16 protein-coding genes are annotated in these 20,041 nt (G+C 53.9%); 4 read left to right on the top strand and 12 right to left on the bottom strand.

Features of this window, described 5'->3' with window-relative positions; all coding sequences use genetic code 11:
• Window positions 1-65 precede the first annotated feature (65 nt).
• The 9 genes from bamA to rpsB all read right to left on the bottom strand — a co-directional run bounded on the left by bamA (window position 66) and on the right by rpsB (window position 10,282).
• Window positions 66-2,483 (bottom strand): outer membrane protein assembly factor BamA, encoded by a 2,418-nt coding sequence (bamA, locus tag ACOTZC_RS08575; RefSeq protein WP_023310459.1) that lies wholly within the window; start codon window positions 2,481-2,483, stop codon window positions 66-68.
• A gap of 29 nt (window positions 2,484-2,512) precedes the next feature.
• The gene (gene rseP / locus ACOTZC_RS08570; protein ID WP_023310458.1) at window positions 2,513-3,865 is read right to left on the bottom strand and encodes a sigma E protease regulator RseP; all 1,353 of its coding nucleotides are present in this window, start codon (window positions 3,863-3,865) and stop codon (window positions 2,513-2,515) included.
• A gap of 11 nt (window positions 3,866-3,876) precedes the next feature.
• Window positions 3,877-4,734 carry a phosphatidate cytidylyltransferase gene (gene cdsA / locus ACOTZC_RS08565; protein ID WP_023310457.1) on the bottom strand — a complete coding sequence of 286 codons (858 nt, stop codon included), beginning with the start codon at window positions 4,732-4,734 and terminating at the stop codon, window positions 3,877-3,879.
• Window positions 4,735-4,746: 12 nt separating this feature from the next.
• Window positions 4,747-5,505: a (2E,6E)-farnesyl-diphosphate-specific ditrans,polycis-undecaprenyl-diphosphate synthase gene (gene ispU, locus ACOTZC_RS08560; RefSeq protein WP_024907522.1), complete on the bottom strand. Its 759-nt coding sequence runs from the start codon at window positions 5,503-5,505 to the stop codon at window positions 4,747-4,749.
• A 186-nt stretch (window positions 5,506-5,691) separates the two neighbouring features.
• Window positions 5,692-6,891 carry a 1-deoxy-D-xylulose-5-phosphate reductoisomerase gene (gene ispC / locus ACOTZC_RS08555; RefSeq protein ID WP_239631945.1) on the bottom strand — a complete coding sequence of 400 codons (1,200 nt, stop codon included), beginning with the start codon at window positions 6,889-6,891 and terminating at the stop codon, window positions 5,692-5,694.
• A gap of 95 nt (window positions 6,892-6,986) precedes the next feature.
• Window positions 6,987-7,544, bottom strand: a complete 558-nt coding sequence (gene frr, locus ACOTZC_RS08550) for a ribosome recycling factor (RefSeq protein ID WP_003856180.1) — start codon at window positions 7,542-7,544, stop codon at window positions 6,987-6,989.
• Window positions 7,545-7,711: 167 nt separating this feature from the next.
• Entirely contained in the window at window positions 7,712-8,437 is a 726-nt protein-coding gene (gene pyrH / locus ACOTZC_RS08545) for a UMP kinase (protein WP_008501910.1), read from the bottom strand.
• Window positions 8,438-8,587: 150 nt separating this feature from the next.
• Window positions 8,588-9,439, bottom strand: a complete 852-nt coding sequence (gene tsf / locus ACOTZC_RS08540) for a translation elongation factor Ts (RefSeq protein WP_014882627.1) — start codon at window positions 9,437-9,439, stop codon at window positions 8,588-8,590.
• Window positions 9,440-9,556: 117 nt separating this feature from the next.
• Complete coding sequence (gene rpsB / locus ACOTZC_RS08535; RefSeq protein ID WP_003856207.1) at window positions 9,557-10,282, bottom strand: 30S ribosomal protein S2; 726 nt, start codon at window positions 10,280-10,282, stop codon at window positions 9,557-9,559.
• A 321-nt stretch (window positions 10,283-10,603) separates the two neighbouring features.
• Between rpsB and map the strand changes: the two genes are divergently transcribed.
• The 4 genes from map (at window position 10,604) to ACOTZC_RS08515 (ending at window position 15,492) form a co-directional block, all read left to right on the top strand.
• Window positions 10,604-11,398: a type I methionyl aminopeptidase gene (map, locus tag ACOTZC_RS08530; protein WP_023310454.1), complete on the top strand. Its 795-nt coding sequence runs from the start codon at window positions 10,604-10,606 to the stop codon at window positions 11,396-11,398.
• A 63-nt stretch (window positions 11,399-11,461) separates the two neighbouring features.
• Window positions 11,462-14,137, top strand: a complete 2,676-nt coding sequence (glnD, locus tag ACOTZC_RS08525; RefSeq protein WP_029741204.1) for a bifunctional uridylyltransferase/uridylyl-removing protein GlnD — start codon at window positions 11,462-11,464, stop codon at window positions 14,135-14,137.
• A 32-nt stretch (window positions 14,138-14,169) separates the two neighbouring features.
• On the top strand, window positions 14,170-14,994 hold the full coding sequence (gene dapD / locus ACOTZC_RS08520) for a 2,3,4,5-tetrahydropyridine-2,6-dicarboxylate N-succinyltransferase (RefSeq protein WP_008501915.1): 825 nt from the start codon (window positions 14,170-14,172) through the stop codon (window positions 14,992-14,994).
• Between the two features lie 111 nt (window positions 14,995-15,105).
• On the top strand, window positions 15,106-15,492 hold the full coding sequence (locus ACOTZC_RS08515) for a DUF3461 family protein (RefSeq protein WP_014168696.1): 387 nt from the start codon (window positions 15,106-15,108) through the stop codon (window positions 15,490-15,492).
• 92 nt (window positions 15,493-15,584) lie between these two features.
• Here ACOTZC_RS08515 and ACOTZC_RS08510 read toward each other — a convergent pair whose 3' ends face one another.
• The 3 genes from ACOTZC_RS08510 to dgt form a co-directional block, all read right to left on the bottom strand.
• On the bottom strand, window positions 15,585-16,742 hold the full coding sequence (locus ACOTZC_RS08510; RefSeq protein ID WP_421635712.1) for a CdaR family transcriptional regulator: 1,158 nt from the start codon (window positions 16,740-16,742) through the stop codon (window positions 15,585-15,587).
• A gap of 146 nt (window positions 16,743-16,888) precedes the next feature.
• Entirely contained in the window at window positions 16,889-18,325 is a 1,437-nt protein-coding gene (gene degP, locus ACOTZC_RS08505) for a serine endoprotease DegP (RefSeq protein WP_023310451.1), read from the bottom strand.
• Window positions 18,326-18,456: 131 nt separating this feature from the next.
• A complete protein-coding gene (dgt, locus tag ACOTZC_RS08500) occupies window positions 18,457-19,971 on the bottom strand; it encodes a dGTPase (protein ID WP_163354436.1) in 1,515 nt (504 codons plus the stop codon).
• Window positions 19,972-20,041 lie beyond the last annotated feature (70 nt).

Genomic DNA, 20,041 nt, shown 5'->3' with positions numbered 1-20,041 from the left:
GCGACCGTTTTCCGATCGCCAGTTGTCAGCGCTACACTGCCAACGCATTCCTTTGCAGCGGATTATTACCAGGTTTTACCAATGTTAAACTGGAATTGCTCCGACTTATCTCCATCATATTTCTTAAACGGCTGGGCGTAAGAGAAGACCAACGGCCCCAGCGGTGACATCCATTGTAATGCGATACCGGCAGACATGCGAATATTGCTCGGATCGCTATAATCTGGAACGCCTGCCGCACGCATCTGGGCTGTATTCTGCCAGTTGGTATCCCATACTGTACCGGCATCCCAGAAGAAGGACGTACGGACAGAGTTCGCGTATTTATCACTGATAAACGGCGTTGGTGTGATGAACTCCAGGCTGGCCACCGCCATTGCGTTACCGCCCACCGCATCATCAGAGCTACAGACTTCGGAGGAGGAAGACTTATAACAGTTGTCTTTGTCGTTCCCGCCGTAGTAGACCGCTTTCGGACCAATGTTATTGGACTGGAAGCCACGAACGGTGCTGGAACCACCCGCATAGAAGTTTTCGTAGAATGGCATTTCTTTGCCACCCAGACCATCTCCATAGCCCCAACGGGTACGACCCAGGACTACCCACTTATGATCGTCATCAATCGGGAAGTAGGATGCGGTATCCAGCGTGACCTTGTAGAACTCGTTATCGGAACCCGGCACGGTAACTTTACCGTTCAGGTTGACGCGAGAACCTTCCGTTGGGAAGTAACCACGGTCAAGGCGGTTATAGGTCCAGCCGTAGTTAAAGGTGAAGTCATCCGCAGCGAAACCGTTATTATCACTGGACTTACTTGCCGACTGACCAATAGAGTCCAGGTAACGCCACATTGCCACCTGCGGTTGCATGTTGGACAGGTCGTTATGCACGTAGCCCAAGCCTGCACGCAGGGTGTTGTATTCGTTAACCGGGAAGCCAAGCGTACCGTCTACACCGTAACTCTTGTTGGTGTATGAAGACAGGTCCGCGTCATCTGCTTTAAAGTCGTTATAGAAGATACGACCGCCCAGGCTCACACCGTCTACGGTGAAGTATGGGTTCGTCACAGAGAACTCAGAGTAGGTCTGGTAGTCGTTTTTGGTGCCGTTAATACCGACAGAGTAACCCGTACCCAGCCAGTTATCCTGCTGCACGCCGACCTGGAAGCTGACGCCGCTTTCAGTACCGTAGCCCACACCGAAGTTAAAGCTACCGGTGTTGCGCTCTTTCACTTTATATACGACATCAACCTGATCCGGGCTGCCCGGTACGCGCTGGGTATCGGTATCCACCGTTTCAAAATAGCCCAGACGGTTCAGACGCTCTTTACCCTGATCAACGAGGTCGCTTCCCAACCATGCGCCTTCCATCTGACGCATTTCGCGACGCAGAACGGAATCTTTGGAGGTGTCGTTACCGACGAAGCGGATCTTACGCACGTAGAAACGGTTGCCCGCATCCACATTCACGTGCAGCTTAACGGTTTTATCCGCGTCATTGATTTCCGGCTGAGTCTGTACGCGCGGATAGGCATAACCATAGCGGCCGAGCAGCTTCTTAATGCTGTCTTCCATTTTGGTTACTTTGGAACCGCTGTACAGATCGCCCGGCTGAATTTTGGTCAGCGATTCGATTTCAGCAGAATGCCCCGCAAGGTTACCACTCACTTCAACACCAGAAAGCTTGTACTGCTCGCCTTCGGTGATGTTAACCGTAATGTAGATGCCTTTCTTGTCCGGAGTCAGACTGACCTGAGTCGAGTCGATGTTGAAACGCGCATAGCCACGATCGAGATAGTAGCTGCGCAGAGTTTCAAGGTCGCCTGCCAGTTTTTGTTTCTGGTATTTGCGATCGCCTACCACGTTCCACCATGGCACTTCATCGCGCAGCTGGAAGGTGGAGATCAGTTCGTCGGTGCTGAACGCGTGGTTGCCGACAATGTTGATCTGCTGGATCTTCGCAGAAACACCTTCCTGGAAGACCAGCTTCAGGTCAACACGGTTACGCGGCAGCGGAGTGACAACCGCTTTCACGCTGGCGCTGTATTTACCGACGCTGTAGTAGAAGTCTTCCAGACCTTTTTCAATGTCTGAAAGGGTTGTGCGGTCCAGGGACTCACCCACACGAACACCGGATGCTTCAAGGTTCTGCTTGAGCATGTCATCTTTCACCGACTTGTTACCGGAGAAAGTGATACTGGCGATCGTCGGACGTTCTTTTACCTGTACCAGCAGCGTATCACCATCGCGCAGGACGCGGACGTCCTCAAAGTTGCCGGTGGCAAACAGAGCACGGATGGTGTTACTGATATCATCATCATTAACCGTATCGCCGGGGCGTACAGGCATACTGAGGAGGGCCGCACCAACGGCGACACGCTGGAGGCCTTCGAAATGAATGTCTTTCACTACGAACCCGTCAGCACCGTATACGGTGGCGCTGCTAAACAGCAGCGACGCTATGAGCAACTTTTTCATCGCCATCGTTATTATGCGTTCTTCCTAACACTCTCTTACAACCGAGAGAAATCATTGAAAAGTGCAAGCCCCATTAACAGCACCAGCAAAATCGAGCCAATGCGATAACTAAAGTCTTGAACTCGCTCGGATACCGGTCCGCCTTTTAGCTTTTCAATCGCCAAAAACAGCAGATGACCCCCGTCTAAAACGGGAAGCGGGAACAGGTTGATTATCCCAAGGTTCACGCTAATGAGCGCGAGGAACATGAGATAGTAAATCACCCCGAATTCCGCTGACATCCCAGCCCCCTGAGCAATCGAAATTGGCCCACTGAGGTTGTTCAGTTTCACATCACCGGTTATCAATTTCCCCAACATGTTGACCGTCAGCTTCATCAGTTGCCATGTTTTATCCGTGGCTTCAAGGATGGCGCTGAACGGCCCATACTGGCGTATTGTCTTGTACTCATCTGGCAGCGGGATCACTTTCGGCACAACGCCTGCGAACCCTTCTGCCTTTTTGCCGACCGACTTCGTATCCGGGATCAGCGTCAGCGAAAGCGGACTGCCCTGCCTTTCAACTTCCAGCGCGAGAGACGTTCCCGGATTATCGCGCACCAGAGTAACAAAGGTCATCCACTCTGTTAATGGTTGACCATCGACTTTAACGATCCTGTCGCCCGCTTGCAAACCCGCTTTGCTCGCCGCCGAATTTGCCTGTACTTCGGCTAATACCGGCTCGATCTGCGCGCCGCGTGGACGAATGCCCAGCGCAGCGACGGGATCTTCTTTGTCTGGCTCGAAACGCCAGTGACGTAAATCGAGTACTTTGTCCTGACGTGTATCTGAACCAAACGGCGATACGCTGATGGTGGTCTGCGGATCGCCAATTTTAGCTACCAGCTGCAGTCGCACGGCATCCCAATCAGGGGTTTCGATGCCATCAATCGCTTTAAGTTCCATCCCGGATGTAATTTGCGCACTCGCCGCGATGGAATTGGGGGCAATTTCACCCACCACCGGACGTACGCCCGGGACGCCGATGATAAACACCAGCCAGTAAGCGAAAATCGCAAAGATGAAGTTGGCTACCGGTCCGGCAGCAATGATGGCGGCGCGTTGTCCAACGGTTTTATTGTTGAATGCGCTGTGTCGCAGCTCAGGAGCGACAGGCTCGACGCGTTCGTCGAGCATTTTGACGTAGCCGCCCAACGGGATAAGGGCGATGACAAATTCCGTGCCGTGGCGGTCGGTGCGCGTCCAGAGTGATTTCCCAAAGCCGATGGAAAACCGCTCTACGCGCACGCCACAGCGGCGAGCAACCCAGAAATGGCCAAATTCATGCACGGTAATCAGTACACCCAGTGCAACAATGAACGCCGCCAGATTCCAGAGAATGCTCAGCATAAAACCTTCCGTTAAATCGTCCCGAATACCAGTAAAAGCAAACACGCAAACACTGGAACAGCCGCTGTCAGGCTATCAATGCGATCCAGTATACCGCCATGCCCTGGAATCAGGTGTCCGCTGTCCTTAATCCCTGCTTCACGCTTAAACATACTTTCGGTTAAATCACCGAGCACGGAGGCAAGCGCAGCAAAAATCGAGCACACCAGCAGTATTGACGGTGCCACTTCAAGATTCGCCCAGACGCCGTAGCCCCAGGAGATGATCGCTGCCGTAAACAGGCCGCCGATGAATCCTTGCCAGGTTTTGCCCGGGGAAACCTTCGGTGCCAGCTTATGTTTGCCAAACAGTTTACCAAACATATAGGCCCCGGAGTCAGCCCCCCAGACCAGAATCATCACATAAAGCAGCCAGATCGCACCGCTGTAGTGGTTTTCGTCGTAGTGCCAAGCTCGCAGCGCAACCATACCCCAGAAAAAAGGAATAATTGTGAGCAAGCCAAAAATCAGTCGCAGCACTTTTGAATTACGCCATAATGCCGCTGAACCCGGATAAAAAAGAACCAGCAACAGCGCGGCAACCCACCAGGCCAGCGATATCCACAAGGAACCGGCAACCAGGGGCTGATGAATATCATGGTGATACTCAGGCAACGTAAACAGCATTATGGCCAGGATAAAGCCACAAAGTACCGCAAGCCATACTCGCTGAGTGCGCGAGGTAAAGCCGCTAAACTGTCCCCATTCCCACGCGGCAAGCATGCACACCACCAGCGTGACAATAGCGAATCCCACCGGGGGCAGTAAAAACAGCGCCGCTATGACAATGGGTATTAATACAAAAGCGGAAATCAGGCGATACTTCAGCAAAAGCTACCCCCATCAGGCTTTGTCGCCACCAGGCTCGGTGCCGCCGAAACGACGCTCTCGATTGGCAAAGGCATGCAGCGCACCTTCAAAGTCTTGTTCATCAAAATCGGGCCAAAGAACATCCGTAAAGTAAAGTTCGGCATAGGCAATTTGCCATATCAAAAAGTTACTTATGCGATGTTCCCCCCCTGTCCTAATTACCAAATCCACAGGTGCCTGTTCATTCATGCAGATTTGCTTGCTCAGCGCCTCTTCATCAATTTGGTCGGGTCTCAATAGCCCTTCCTGAACCTGTTCGGCCAGATGCCGAACGCCCTGGATAATATCCCAGCGTCCGCCGTAATTCGCCGCAATATTCAGCGTAAGACCGGTATTATTTTCCGTCAGCGCTTCAGCTTTACGAATCCGTTCCTGCAAACGTGAGTTAAAACGACTGGTATCGCCAATGATGCGCAGGCGAACGTTGTGGCGGTGCAGGCTTTTTACTTCGCTGTCTAGCGCCCACACAAACAATTCCATCAACGCAGTCACTTCCTGCAGAGGTCGATTCCAGTTTTCACTGCTAAAAGCATAGAGCGTTAACGCATCAATGCCGTTGTTAGCGGCAAAAGAAACGGCGCGGCGAACGGATTTCGCCCCCGCTTTATGCCCAAAGGCTCGTATCTTCCCTTGTCTTTTCGCCCAGCGGCCATTGCCATCCATAATGATTGCTACATGACGGCAGCCATGAGCTGGCAAATTTTCGCTTATTGGTTGATTCGCAGACAACATAACGCGTTTTTTGTCCCTGAAAAGGATTTAACGGTACTCAGGAATACTGAAGCCTATACATAAAAAAGCCGTGTCAAACCACGGCTCACCTGACCACATTAAGTCAAATACCTGCGATCAGGTGGCGCAGACTATATCACTGAAGCCCAACGCTAACAAATAGCACGACGACTAGTGCTTGCTTTATCACCAGCTTGCGAGACGTGTCACCTGTTGGCGCGCAATATTACGCGCAGCTGCATCCACCGCCAGCACCTCTTCCACGCTTTGTGGTTCGCGCAAATCCATCATCTCCAGTACCGATAAATTTAACGACGCGATATCGGTAAAACGAATTTGCTGATTCAGAAATGCCTCAACGGTAATTTCATTGGCTGCATTAAGTGCCGTCGTCGCCGCCTGCCCCTGGTCAAAGGCATTCATCGCAAGCTTCAGACAAGGATAGCGGTCGTAGTCTGGTTCACTGAACGTCAGGGAACTTAGCTTGCAGAAATCAAGCGGCTTCACGCCGGATTTCACTCGATTTGGCCACGCCATTGAATGGGCAATCGGCGTACGCATATCCGGCTCGCCCAGCTGTGCCAGCACGCTGCCATCCTGATAACGCACCATCGAGTGAATCACCGATTGCGGGTGAATCAGTACTTCCATCTGTTTCGCTGACGCATTAAACAGCCAGCGTGCTTCAATGTATTCCAGACCTTTGTTCATCATGGTGGCAGAATCAACGGAGATTTTACGCCCCATCGACCAGTTCGGATGACGGCACGCCTGATCCGGCGTCATCGCACGCAGTTCAGACAGTGGCGTTTCACGGAACGGGCCACCAGACCCGGTAAGCAGAATAGACACCACGCCATTCTGCTCCAGGTCAGCGTACCCCAGGTTCTGTTGAAAAGGTTGCGGTAAACTCTGAAAAATCGCGTTGTGCTCGCTGTCGACCGGCAAAAGACGCGCGCCGCGCTGCTTCACCGCATCCATAAACAGGCGTCCGCAGGTGACCAGCGACTCTTTATTGGCCAGCAAAACATCCTTACCGGCATCAATCGCGGCAAGCGTCGGCAGCAGCCCTGCCGCGCCGACAATGGCCGCCATCACCTGATCCACCTCGTCCAGCGCCGCCATCTCGCAGGCCGCCTGCTGGCCACTCAGCACTTCGGTTCGGCAGCCCTTTTCACGCAGCTGTGCTTTCAGCAGACGTGCGCTCTCTTCGTCATCCATCACCGCATAGCGGGGCGCAAACTCCAGGCACTGCTCGACCATTCGCTGCACATTCTTACCGGCCACCAGCGCTGTCACGGTGTAAAGTTCAGGATTATGGCGAACGACGTCGAGAGTGCTGCAACCGATAGAGCCGGTTGAGCCGAGGAGTATTAAATGCTTCATGGGATGCCCGAAAAAAGTTAGACCAGATAAAAGCAAAACGCCGCCAGCAAGACCTGAAGTCCCTCTGAACGGCGTTTATCAGTGTACGACAGAAATCAGAACTGCATCAGTTCCGCTTCTTTTTCTGCCAGCGCCGCATCAATTTTCTTGATGGCCGCGTCGGTCATTTTCTGAATGTCGTCCTGAGAACGACGATCGTCATCTTCGCTGATCTCTTTTTCTTTCAGCAGTGCTTTCACTTTATCGTTCGCGTCGCGACGTACGTTACGCACGGATACACGACCCTGCTCAGCTTCGCCACGAACGACTTTGATCAGATCTTTACGACGCTCTTCCGTCAGCGGAGGCAGTGGAACACGGATGTCTGCGCCCGCAGAGCTTGGGTTCAGTCCGAGGTCAGAGGCCATAATCGCTTTCTCAACGGCCGGGCTCATAGAGCGGTCGAAGACGTTAATTTTCAGCGTACGGGTATCTTCTACCGTCACGCTCGCCAGCTGGCGCAGAGGGGTTGGCGTACCGTAATATTCTACGATGATGCCATCCAGCAGGCTTGGGGAAGCACGGCCAGTACGGATTTTGCTGATTTGGTTTTTGAACGCTTCTACGCATTTGTCCATGCGTACTTCAGCATCTTTTCTGATGTCGTTAATCACGTTACGAATCCTTGAAAACTTGTCTCAGGCAGACTATCCGCCAGCACAGCGCTACAGGTGTGCTAAGTATAGTCGCGTTTAATTCATGACAACGCCAAAGGCGCGCCCGGGTAAGATACCACTACAAAATAAAGCGGAATCTTACCTGTATTTATCGTCAACGGAAATTATTCCGTGATCAAAGTGCCTTCTTTTTCGCCCATGACCACGCGACGCAGTGCGCCAGGCTTATTCATGTTGAAGACACGGATCGGCAGTTTGTGGTCGCGAGCCAGCGTGAAGGCGGCAAGATCCATCACTTTCAGCTCTTTATCCAGCACTTCGCTGTAGCTCAGCTGATCGTACATGGTGGCAGAAGGATCTTTTGCCGGGTCGGCAGTAAACACGCCGTCTACTTTGGTCGCTTTCAGTACCACATCGGCTTCGATCTCGATACCGCGCAGGCAGGCGGCGGAATCGGTTGTAAAGAACGGGTTACCCGTACCGGCGGAGAGGATCACCACGCGGTTATTGCGCAGCAGGCTGATAGCCTCTGCCCAGCTGTAATTATCGCAAACGCCATTCAGCGGAATCGCGGACATCAGGCGGGCATTCACATAGGCGCGATGCAGTGCATCACGCATTGCCAGGCCATTCATGACGGTTGCCAGCATACCCATGTGGTCGCCCACTACGCGGTTCATCCCCGCTTTCGCCAGACCAGCACCACGGAAAAGGTTGCCACCGCCAATGACCACGCCAACCTGGATACCCAGTTCGACCAGTTCTTTGATTTCCTGTGCCATGCGATCAAGGATGCTTGCGTCAATACCGAAGCCTTCCGATCCCTGCAGCGCTTCGCCACTCAGCTTAAGCAGAATGCGTTTGTACACGGGTTTTGCATTGGTAGCCATGTTTCTTTCCTGAGACTGTCAACGATTAAGATGGGGGTTAATTCTGGCGACATGATATGCCGCAAATCAGCACAGCGATACTGGAGCCTGTCTGATTTCCTGTGACGGGTGACAAAAAGAAGCCGCCCTCAGGCGGCTCCTTTTCAATCATTAAGACTGCTTGGACATTGCAGCAACTTCTGCTGCGAAGTCAGTCTCAACTTTCTCGATGCCTTCGCCCACTTCGAAGCGGATGAAGCCAGTTACGTCAGCGTTGTGCTCTTTCAGCAGCTGAGCAACAGACTTGCTTGGGTCCATTACGAATGGCTGGCCAGTCAGAGAAACTTCGCCGGTGAATTTCTTCATGCGGCCTTCAACCATTTTCTCTGCGATTTCTTTTGGCTTACCAGACTGCATCGCGATGTCCAGCTGAACCTGGTACTCTTTCTCTACCACTTCAGCAGACACGTCTTCTGGCTTAACGAATTCTGGTTTGCTTGCAGCGATGTGCATAGCCAGCTGTTTAACCAGCTCTTCGTCTGCACCTTTAGCCGCAACCAGAACACCGATACGTGCACCGTGCTGGTAAGAGCCCAGAACGTCGCCTTCCAGAGAAGATACGCGACGGATGTTGATGTTCTCACCGATTTTAGCAACCAGCGCAACACGTTCTTCTTCGAACTGTGCTTTCAGAACTTCAACGTCAGTGATTTTACCAGCAACAGCTGCGTCCAGAACTTTGTTAGCAAATGCCTGGAAACCACCATCTTTAGCAACGAAGTCAGTCTGGCAGTTAACTTCCAGAATGATGCCGTAGTTGCCGTCGATCTTAGTGATGATCACGCCGTCAGCAGCAACGTTGCCTGCTTTTTTAGCTGCTTTGATCGCACCGGATTTACGCATGTTTTCGATTGCCAGCTCGATGTCGCCGTTCGCTTCAGTCAGCGCTTTTTTGCAATCCATCATGCCTGCGCCAGTACGCTCGCGCAGCTCTTTTACCAGGGATGCGGTAATTTCAGCCATTCTTAAATCCTCGGGAGATGTGAACTGCCCGGCCGGAGGCCAAACAGTGTAAATTGAAAAAAGGGGCCGGTAATGGGCCCCTATTCATACACGGTACTAATAAGGGGTAAAACCTTATTATTCAGCTTCTACGAAGCTTTCTTCCGCCTGAGAAGCCAGATCCTGGGAACGGCCTTCACGAACGGTAGCAGCTACAGCGCTCAGGTACAGGCTAACAGCACGGATTGCGTCGTCGTTACCCGGGATAACGAAGTCAACACCGTCCGGATCGGAGTTGGTATCAACGATAGCGAATACCGGGATACCCAGGTTGTTAGCTTCTTTGATTGCGATGTGCTCGTGGTCTGCATCGATTACGAACAGCGCGTCTGGCAGGCCGCCCATATCTTTGATACCGCCCAGGCTGTTTTCCAGCTTGTCCAGTTCACGAGTGCGCATCAGCGCTTCTTTCTTAGTCAGCTTGTCGAAAGTACCGTCCTGAGACTGGGTTTCCAGATCTTTCAGGCGTTTGATGGACTGACGAACAGTTTTCCAGTTGGTCAGCATGCCGCCCAACCAGCGATGGTTCACGAAGAACTGGTCGCAGCTGTTAGCAGCATCTTTCACAGCTTCGCTTGCAGCGCGCTTAGTACCAACGAACAGAATCTTACCTTTACGGGAAGAGATCTTGTTCAGCTCAGCCAGGGCTTCGTTGAACATTGGTACAGTTTTCTCAAGGTTGATGATGTGAACTTTGTTACGTGCGCCGAAGATGAAAGGCTTCATTTTCGGGTTCCAGTAACGGGTCTGGTGACCAAAGTGAACACCAGCCTTGAGCATGTCGCGCATGGAAACAGTTGCCATGTTTAAAACCTCTATATTGAAAGTTGGGGTTATGCCTCCACGTATCCCATATTACCGACCCCGAAGGGCACCCCGGAATATGTGCCGATACGTGTGTGTTGTTACACAAAGTGAGATTTGTCGCTTCCGTCCAGCCTGTGTATCTGAGATGGATCGGAAGTCCGGCGCGCTTTATACCACAAAACACGATCAGAAACCAACTGTTGTTGGCGGAGTGTGCTGTTAATGATTCTCAATTTGGCACGGAGCGTGCCTGACTGATACCATTGACGACACTTAGACTAGTATTGTCGAAAAAATCGACACCGATGGACAGATTACATGGCTATCTCTATTAAGACACCTGAAGAAATTGAAAAGATGCGCGTCGCCGGTCGTCTGGCCGCGGAAGTGCTGGAAATGATCGAGCCGTTCGTGAAGCCGGGCGTCAGCACCGGTGAACTGGACCGTATCTGTAACGACTATATCGTGAACGAGCAGCACGCGGTTTCCGCCTGCCTCGGCTACCACGGTTTCCCGAAATCCGTCTGCATCTCTATTAATGAAGTGGTGTGTCACGGTATTCCGGACGATGAAAAACTGCTGAAAGACGGCGACATCGTTAACATCGACGTGACCGTCATTAAAGACGAATACCACGGTGACACCTCAAAAATGTTCATCGTTGGCAAGCCGACTATTCTTGGCGAGCGTCTGTGCAAAGTGACGCAAGAGAGCCTCTATCTGGCGCTGAAAATGGTTAAACCGGGTATTCGCCTGCGTACCATCGGTGCAGCAATCCAGAAGTTTGTGGAAGCAGAAGGTTTCTCCGTGGTGCGCGAGTACTGCGGTCACGGCATTGGTCGCGTCTTCCATGAAGAACCGCAGGTCCTGCACTATGACGCAGATGACGGCGGCGTGGTGCTGCAAAAAGGCATGACCTTTACCATTGAGCCGATGGTCAACGCGGGTGACTATCGCATCCGTACCATGAAAGACGGCTGGACGGTGAAAACCAAAGACAGAAGCTTGTCTGCGCAGTACGAGCATACTATTGTGGTAACAGACAACGGCTGCGAAATTATGACGTTGCGCAAGGATGACACCATCCCGGCGATACTGACGCACGATGAATGATAAAAAAGCCGGCAAATGCCGGCTTTTTTAATGGCTATAGCTTTTTCTTATGGGTGGCGCACGATGAGTAATCTTTTACCCGAACAGTATGCTAACACAGCACTTCCCACCCTCCCCGACCAGCCCGATAACCCGGGCGTCTGGCCGTCGCACGAGCTGACCTGCGCGCATATTAAAGCCCATATGGATGTTTTCCATCGCTGGCTGGGCAGCGCGTTCGACGCAGGCGTGTCGGCCGAGCAGCTCATTGAAGCGCGCACCGAATTTATCGACCAGCTGCTGCAGCGCCTGTGGATCGATTACGGGTTTGGGCAAATCAGCGACGTTGCGCTGGTTGCCGTCGGGGGCTATGGCCGCGGTGAGCTGCATCCGCTTTCCGATATCGATCTGCTGATCTTAAGCCGCAAAAAGCTGCCGGACGAACAGGCGCAAAAAATTGGCGAACTGCTGACGCTGCTCTGGGACGTAAAGCTGGAAGTCGGCCACAGCGTGCGCACCCTGGAAGAGTGTCTGCTGGAAGGGTTATCGGACCTGACCGTCGCCACCAACCTGATTGAAACCCGCCTGCTGATTGGTGACGTCGCTCTGTTCCTGGAGCTGCAAAAACACATCTTCAGCGACGGCTTCTGGCCGTCAGAAAAGTTCTTCGCCGCGAAGGTCGAGGAGCAAAATCAGCGCCACCAGCGCTACCACGGCACCAGCTATAATCTTGAACCCGATATTAAAAGCAGCCCAGGCGGCCTGCGCGACATCCACACCCTGCAGTGGGTCGCCCGCCGCCATTTTGGCGCCACCTCGATGGACGAGATGGTCGGCTTCGGCTTTTTAACCGAGGCCGAGCGTAACGAGCTGAACGAGTGCCTGCACCTGCTGTGGCGCATCCGGTTTGCCCTGCATCTGGAAGTCACCCGCTACGATAACCGCCTGCTGTTCGACCGCCAGCTCAGCGTGGCGCAGCGCCTGAATTATCAGGGCGAAGGCAACGAGCCGGTTGAGCACATGATGAAGGATTTCTTCCGCGTCACACGCCGGGTGACCGAGCTGAACCAGATGCTGTTGCAGCTGTTCGACGAGGCCATTCTGGCCCTGACGGCGGACGAAAAACCGCGCCCGATTGATGACGAATTCCAGCTGCGCGGCACGCTTATCGACCTGCGCGACGAAACGCTGTTTATCCGTGAGCCGGAAGCGATTCTGCGGATGTTCTACACCATGGTGCGCAACAGCACCATCACAGGCATCTACTCCACCACCCTGCGCCATCTGCGCCATGCGCGCCGTCATTTGACGCAGCCGCTGTGCTATATCCCGGAAGCGCGTTCGCTGTTCCTGAGCATGCTCCGCCACCCGGGCGCCGTCAGCCGCGGCCTGCTGCCAATGCACCGCCACAGCGTGCTGTGGGCCTATATGCCGCAGTGGTCGCACATTGTCGGGCAAATGCAGTTCGATCTGTTCCACGCCTACACGGTGGATGAACACACGATCCGCGTGATGCTCAAGCTGGAAAGCTTTGCGAAAGAAGAGACGCGCTCCCGCCACCCGCTCTGCGTGGAGCTGTGGCCGCGCCTGACCCATCCGGAACTGATCCTGATTGCCGCCCTGTTCCACGATATCGCCAAAGGTCGCGGCGGTGACCACTCGGTGCTGGGCGCGCAGGACGTGCTGAAATTTGCCGAACTGCACGGCCTGAACTCGCGTGAAACGCAGCTGGTGGCCTGGCTGGTGCGCCATCACCTGCTGATGTCAGTCACCGCGCAGCGTCGTGACATTCAGGATCCGGAAGTGATCAAGCAGTTCGCTGAAGAGGTTCAGACGGAAAACCGTCTGCGCTATCTGGTCTGCCTGACGGTGGCCGATATCTGCGCCACCAACGAGACCCTGTGGAACAGCTGGAAGCAGAGCCTGCTGCGCGAGCTGTACTTCGCCACCGAAAAACAGCTGCGTCGCGGGATGCAAAACACCCCGGACATGCGCGAACGCGTGCGTCATCACCAGCTGCAGGCGCTGGCGCTGCTGCGGATGGATAATATTGATGAAGAGGCGCTGCATCAGATTTGGGCCCGCTGCCGCGCCAACTATTTTGTCCGCCATAGTCCAAACCAGCTTGCGTGGCACGCGCGGCATCTGCTCAAGCACGATCTGTCCCAGCCGATGATCCTGCTGAGCCCGCAGGCCACCCGCGGCGGGACGGAGATTTTCATCTGGAGCCCGGACCGACCTTACCTGTTTGCTGCGGTCTGCGCCGAGCTGGACAGGCGTAACCTGAGCGTTCACGACGCGCAGATTTTCACCACCCGCGACGGCATGGCGATGGACACCTTTATCGTGCTTGAGCCGGACGGCAGCCCGCTCTCGTCGGACAGGCATGAAGGGATACGTTTTGGTCTGGAACAGGCGATTACCCAGCGCAGCTGGCAGCCCCCGCAGCCGCGTCGCCAGCCGGCGAAATTGCGCCACTTTACCGTCGATACCGAGGTCAATTTCCTGCCGACCCACACCGACCGTAAATCGTTCCTGGAGCTGATCGCGCTCGACCAGCCGGGGCTGCTTGCTCGCGTCGGCCAGGTTTTTGCCGATCTGGGAATTTCGCTCCATGGGGCCCGAATTACAACGATTGGCGAGCGAGTAGAAGATTTATTTATAATCGCGACAGCGGACCGGCGTGCCCTTAATAATGACCTGCAGCTTGAAGTGCAACAACGGTTGACAGCAGCCCTCAATCCAAACGATAAAGGGTGATATGTTTTTTAGTGAAATGGAAAGAGTAAACAATGCAGCAGTTACAGAACGTTATTGAGTCCGCTTTTGAGCGTCGCGCCGAGATTACCCCGGCAAATGTGGATACCGTGACCCGTGAAGCGGTAAACCAGGTGATTTCCCTTCTGGATTCAGGCGCGCTGCGCGTGGCAGAAAAAATCGACGGTCAGTGGGTCACTCATCAATGGCTGAAGAAAGCCGTGCTGCTCTCTTTCCGCATCAACGATAACCAGGTTATCGACGGAGCAGAAAGCCGCTACTTCGATAAAGTGCCAATGAAATTCGCTGACTACGACGAAGCGCGTTTCCAGAAAGAAGGTTTCCGCGTGGTACCGCCTGCGGCAGTACGTCAGGGTGCATTCATCGCACGCAATACCGTGCTGATGCCATCCTACGTGAACATCGGTGCCTACGTTGACGAAGGCACGATGGTTGACACCTGGGCGACCGTCGGTTCCTGCGCGCAGATCGGTAAAAACGTTCACCTGTCCGGCGGCGTGGGCATCGGTGGTGTTCTGGAGCCACTGCAGGCTAACCCGACCATTATCGAAGACAACTGCTTCATCGGCGCGCGCTCTGAAGTGGTTGAAGGCGTGATCGTTGAAGAAGGTTCCGTGATCTCCATGGGCGTTTACATCGGTCAGAGCACCCGTATTTACGACCGTGAAACCGGTGAAGTTCACTACGGTCGCGTTCCGGCGGGCTCCGTGGTGGTTTCCGGCAACCTGCCGTCAAAAGATGGCAAATACAGCCTGTACTGTGCGGTTATCGTGAAGAAAGTGGATGCGAAAACGCGCGGTAAAGTGGGCATCAACGAATTGCTGCGCACCATCGATTAATCGGGTATAACAAAAAGCGGGGGCAACCCCGCTTTTTTTATATCTGAGGGTGGCGAAAATAGATTTTTTCGTTAATTATTCAAAGGTTATGTTGAGATCAAGGGTACCGCTATGTACGATAATCTGAAAAGTCTGGGCATTACCAATCCTGATGAAATTGATCGTTACAGCCTCCGTCAGGAAGCCAATAACGATATTCTGAAAATCTATTTTCACAAGGACAAAGGAGAGTTTTTCGCCAAAAGCGTGAAGTTTAAATATCCACGCCAGCGTAAGACCGTTGTGGCTGACGGTGTAGGACAGGGCTACAAAGAAGTACAGGAAATCAGCCCTAACCTGCGCTATGTGATCGATGAACTCGATCAGATCTGCCAGCGCGACCGCACCGAAGTCGATCTCAAGCGTAAGATCCTTGACGATCTGCGTCACCTTGAAAGCGTTGTAACAAATAAGATCAGCGAGATTGAAGCGGATCTTGAGAAATTAACGCGGAAATAAAAGCAAAACGGCAATCCTTGATTGCCGTTTTTAGTGTTTGCGCCCTCTCCCCGTCGGAGAGGGATGGGGTAAGTGCACCAGACCGCACTCAGTCATCTCTGTTCGTCCAGCTGAAGCGCCACATACAGCAGCAGCCTGTCGTCAAAGTTTCCCAGATCCAGCCCCGTCAGCTCTGAAATCCGGTTTAACCGATACTCAAGCGTATTGCGGTGAATAAACAGCGCCTTCGAGGTCGCCAGCGGCTGCACGTTATGGCGGAACCACGCCTGCAGCGTCCGGCGCAGCAGGCCGTTGTTGTCCATGGCTTTCAGACGCGCCAATGGCCGCGCCAGCTCATTGGCCTGCCAGCCCCCGCGCAGGCTGTCGAGCAGCACCGGCAGCATCAGGTCCTGATAAAAATAGCTGCGGCTCTCCGGCATCCGCTGCTTGCCCACCATCATGGTGGTGCGCGCGGTACGCCAGGAGCGGGCGATACTGCCCGGCCCGGTAAAGTAGTTGCCCAGCGCAACGCGAAAACGCAGCTGGCCGTTCTCCTCCATCCGGGAGATCAGCAGCTCCACGCGACGGCGATGATCGTCTGCATCCCAGCGTCCAAACTGATTGAGCGCGGGCTTGAGCACCACCATTTCCGTCAGTGAGACTATCGCTACAAGGTTGTCGCGCTCCGGCGTCGCCAGCGCATTTTGCAGCTGCTGCAGCTCGGCCATCGCGCTGTCCACGCCAACCTGGCCGCTATCGACCTCAATGACCGCCACCACGCGCGGCTGGTTGAGATCGATCCCCAGACGCTGCGCCCATTCGCTGAGCGCAGGCGTATGCTCTTCCGCCTGAATAAGGTTCATCACCAGCTCTTCACGCAGGCGGCTGTCCTGGGCAAGCAGGTGCATCAGGCGCGAATGCTCCAGCATCATCTCTGCCGTCATACAGACCAGCTCACCGTATTTTCGCAGTGACTCGGGCTCGCCGGTGAGGCCGATTACCCCCACAATTTCGCCTTCAAGACGCAGCGGTAAATTGATGCCCTGACGTACGCCGTGCAGGTGTTTCGCTACCGCATCGTCGATATCCACGACCCGCCCCTGAGAAAGCACCAGCAGCGCGCCTTCGTGCAATTCCCCAATACGCTCGCGATCGCCGCTGCCAATAATGCGCCCGCGGGCATCCATTACGTTGATATTGGTATCAATGATGCGCATGGTGCGCGCCACGATATCCTGCGCCATTTTTGTATCAAGATGCCAGCCAGCCATGTAACCCTCCCGTGAGCAGAGCTCAAGCATAGGGAAGTTCAGCGACGGCTGCATTGTGCGAATGCACAAAGAGAGAGGGAGAAGTATGGAGTTGTGGCAAGAATCACAGAAACGAGAAAGCCCCTGCGAACAGGGGCTTAAGAGAATTACTGCATCAGCAGATAAAGAGAGGTATCACCACGCTGAATATTCAGCGCCAGTACGGAAGGCTTGCTCTCAAGAATTTTGCGCAGTTCAGCGATGTTTTTCACCGGCTGCTGGTTAGCGCCCATGATCACATCGCCTTTTTTCAGGCCGATACGGGCTGCCGGTGAATTCGCTTTCACGTTGTTCACCACCACGCCTTTGTCTGCGCCTTTGTTGCTCATCTCGGCACCTTCAATCCCGCTGAAGATGGTGCTGGAATCCACCTGATTCTGGCTGCTCTGCTGCAGCTCCAGGCTCACGTTAACCGGCTTACCGTCGCGCAGCAGGCCGAGGGTCACTTTACTGCCAATCGGCATTGAGCCTACTTCGGCACGCAGGGCGGCAAAGCTGCTGATCGGCTTACCGTTCAGGGAGGTGATCACATCCCCCGCTTTAATGCCCGCTTTCGCCGCGGAGGAATTCGGCATCACCTGGCTGACGAATGCCCCGCGCTGAGCGTCAACTTTCATCGCCTTAGCCAGTTCGGAGTTCAGCTCCGTACCGAGGATACCCAGCTCACCGCGTTTCACCTGACCATACTGCACCATCTGCGAGGTCAGGTTTTTCACCATGTTACTAGGGATAGCAAAACCGATACCGATGTTGCCACCGTCCGGAGCCAGGATAGCGGTGTTGATACCGATCAGCTCACCGTTCAGGTTCACCAGCGCACCGCCGGAGTTACCGCGGTTGATCGCCGCATCCGTCTGGATGAAGTTTTCGTAGTTTTCCGCGTTGAGGCCGCTACGACCCAGCGCAGAGACGATACCGGATGTCACGGTTTCACCCAGGCCGAACGGGTTACCGATCGCCACGGTATAGTCGCCCACGCGCAGCGCGTCAGAGTCGGCGATTTTAATCGCCGTCAGGTTTTTCGGATCCTGAATCTGGATCAGCGCAATGTCGGAGCGCGGGTCTTTACCCACCACTTTGGCGTCAAACTTGCGGCCATCGCTCAGCTGAACCTTAATGCTGTTCGCGTTATCGACAACGTGGTTGTTAGTGACGACGTAGCCTTTCGCCGCATCAATAATTACCCCCGAGCCAAGCGCCATGAATTTCTGCTGCTGGCCGCCGCCCTGGCTGTCATCCCCGGCACCGCCGCCCTGACAGAACGGAGAGCTCTGGAATGGCGAACCGTCCTGGCAGAACGGCGAGTTGTCGCCGAAGAACTGCTGGAAGTTACGCGGCATACGCGGCGTATTGACGGTCGTGCTGCCCTCAACGTTAATACTCACCACCGATGGCATCACTTTTTCGAGCATCGGTGCCAGGCTTGGCATCTGCTGCGCGGTTGCTGCCGACGACGCGGTCTCGGCTGCAGTAGCAGTCAGAGGAGACAGCGCTAAACCTAAACTCAGAGCCAGTGCACTCATTGCTAATGTGGTTTTTTTCATATTTCTCAATCTCGATTTACAGGTAACGCAAAATTGCTGTGTAACTCAGATTCGTTTTATACCGCTTAGTTCCGGCGATAAGTTTATGGAAAAGGTAAAAATTTATTGGCCGTCTTTACAAAACTCCGGAATTATTCCACCGCCATCAGCTTGCGGTATTCATCCCAGGCATACAAATCCGTCATGCCGCTGATATAGTCCTGGATAAGACGGCAGCGATAATAATATTCCATCACCGGCCATTCGGGAGAGTTGCGTTCCAGCTTGCCAATCGCTTCGACATACGCCAGACGATGCCGGGTAGAGAGTTTTTGATAAAGCCGCGATTCGATGGGTATTCTGCGCACGCGCTCGTGTTCCACCAGTTCGCTGAATTCATCGACCGACAGCTGAAGCAACGGGGAATAAATTTCCAGTAACCCACTGATTACCCGATAGCCCTGCAGCTCCAGCTGCTCGACATCCGGATGGCTGAATACATGTCGCATCGCCACATGTTTATACAGCTCAAGGAGTTGACTGAAACTGCTGTCATCTTCCAGCAGCGCGTGGTTGAATTCCCCGCTGAAAATGAGCGGCAAATTATCAATAAAACGCGACGCCGCATACGGCACCAGTTTATTTAATGTATTGACCCGCAAATACATAAAGAACTGGTCTTCCGTACTGCGGCTTAATGTATTTGAGCGCGATTTTTCCCAGGCATTTTCGACAACCTGCGCAAACAGCGAGCCTTTTTCATGGGTGCCCCAGGCCGTGTAAAGATGCTGATAAAGCTCCTCGACGCTGAAGATTCTTTTCTCCACGGCATCTTCCAGATCGGCAACGCAATAGGAAATATCATCGGCGGCTTCCATAATCCAGGTCAATGGAAAGCGGCCATTTGCAGTCAATGAAAGTTCTTTACGTAACCGCTCAATATAGGCCTCTTCAGAAAGGTAATAGCCCGGTTTTTTCATTAAATAGCTATGGGACGCGGGCGTATCCCCCATCCACCACGCGGGGCGCGTATATTTCAGAATGCAGCCGACCTGGGCCCAGGTCAGGTTCATGCGCATCAGGGAATGAACCAGCCGGATCCCCTGCGCGTTGCCCTCGAAGTGACACAAATCCTGGCGCACCTTGCGGCGCAGATCGTTCAGCCCCTCTTCACCTTCACGCAGGCGCAAATCGCGTACGATGCAGCGGTCATCGCTGAGGGGCTGGCTTACCGCATCCGAAGGATAAAGCCGCTGCTTAAACCAGTCATTGATCGCCGACTCACCAAAGTGGCCGAAAGGCGGGTTACCGATGTCATGCATCAGGCAGGCCATCTCAACGATGCTCTCGAAGGGCCCCGTCAGCTCGTCCAGACCATAGGCTTCCAGTAAACGCTGCTCTTTGAGACGGCTCAAAATCTCTTTGGCAATGTAGCGCCCGACCTGCTGCACTTCCATCGAGTGGGTTAAGCGCGTGCGCACCGCGGCGTTACGCTCCAGCGGGAACACCTGAGTTTTTTGCTGCAGACGGCGGATGGCAGGCGAGTTAACGATCCGCCCGCGATCGCTCTCGAAGATACGCAGGATCTCATGTTCGCTCTTGTCGCCCTGCGGCGAACGGAAACGTCGGTGCCAGTTAATTTTGGTACGAAAATCGATTGGTGACATGTGCTCCCCCGCGTGAGAATGCGTTTCCCCTTAACCGCATGATAGACTATGCATCTTAACAAGGCACATC

This window comes from Enterobacter cloacae complex sp. SHL009, assembly GCF_049237205.1.
Classification (GTDB): Bacteria; Pseudomonadota; Gammaproteobacteria; order Enterobacterales; family Enterobacteriaceae; genus Enterobacter; species Enterobacter cloacae_M.
The sequence above is the reverse complement of the archived record's forward strand: the minus strand, read 5'-3'. Positions and strand labels throughout refer to the sequence as shown.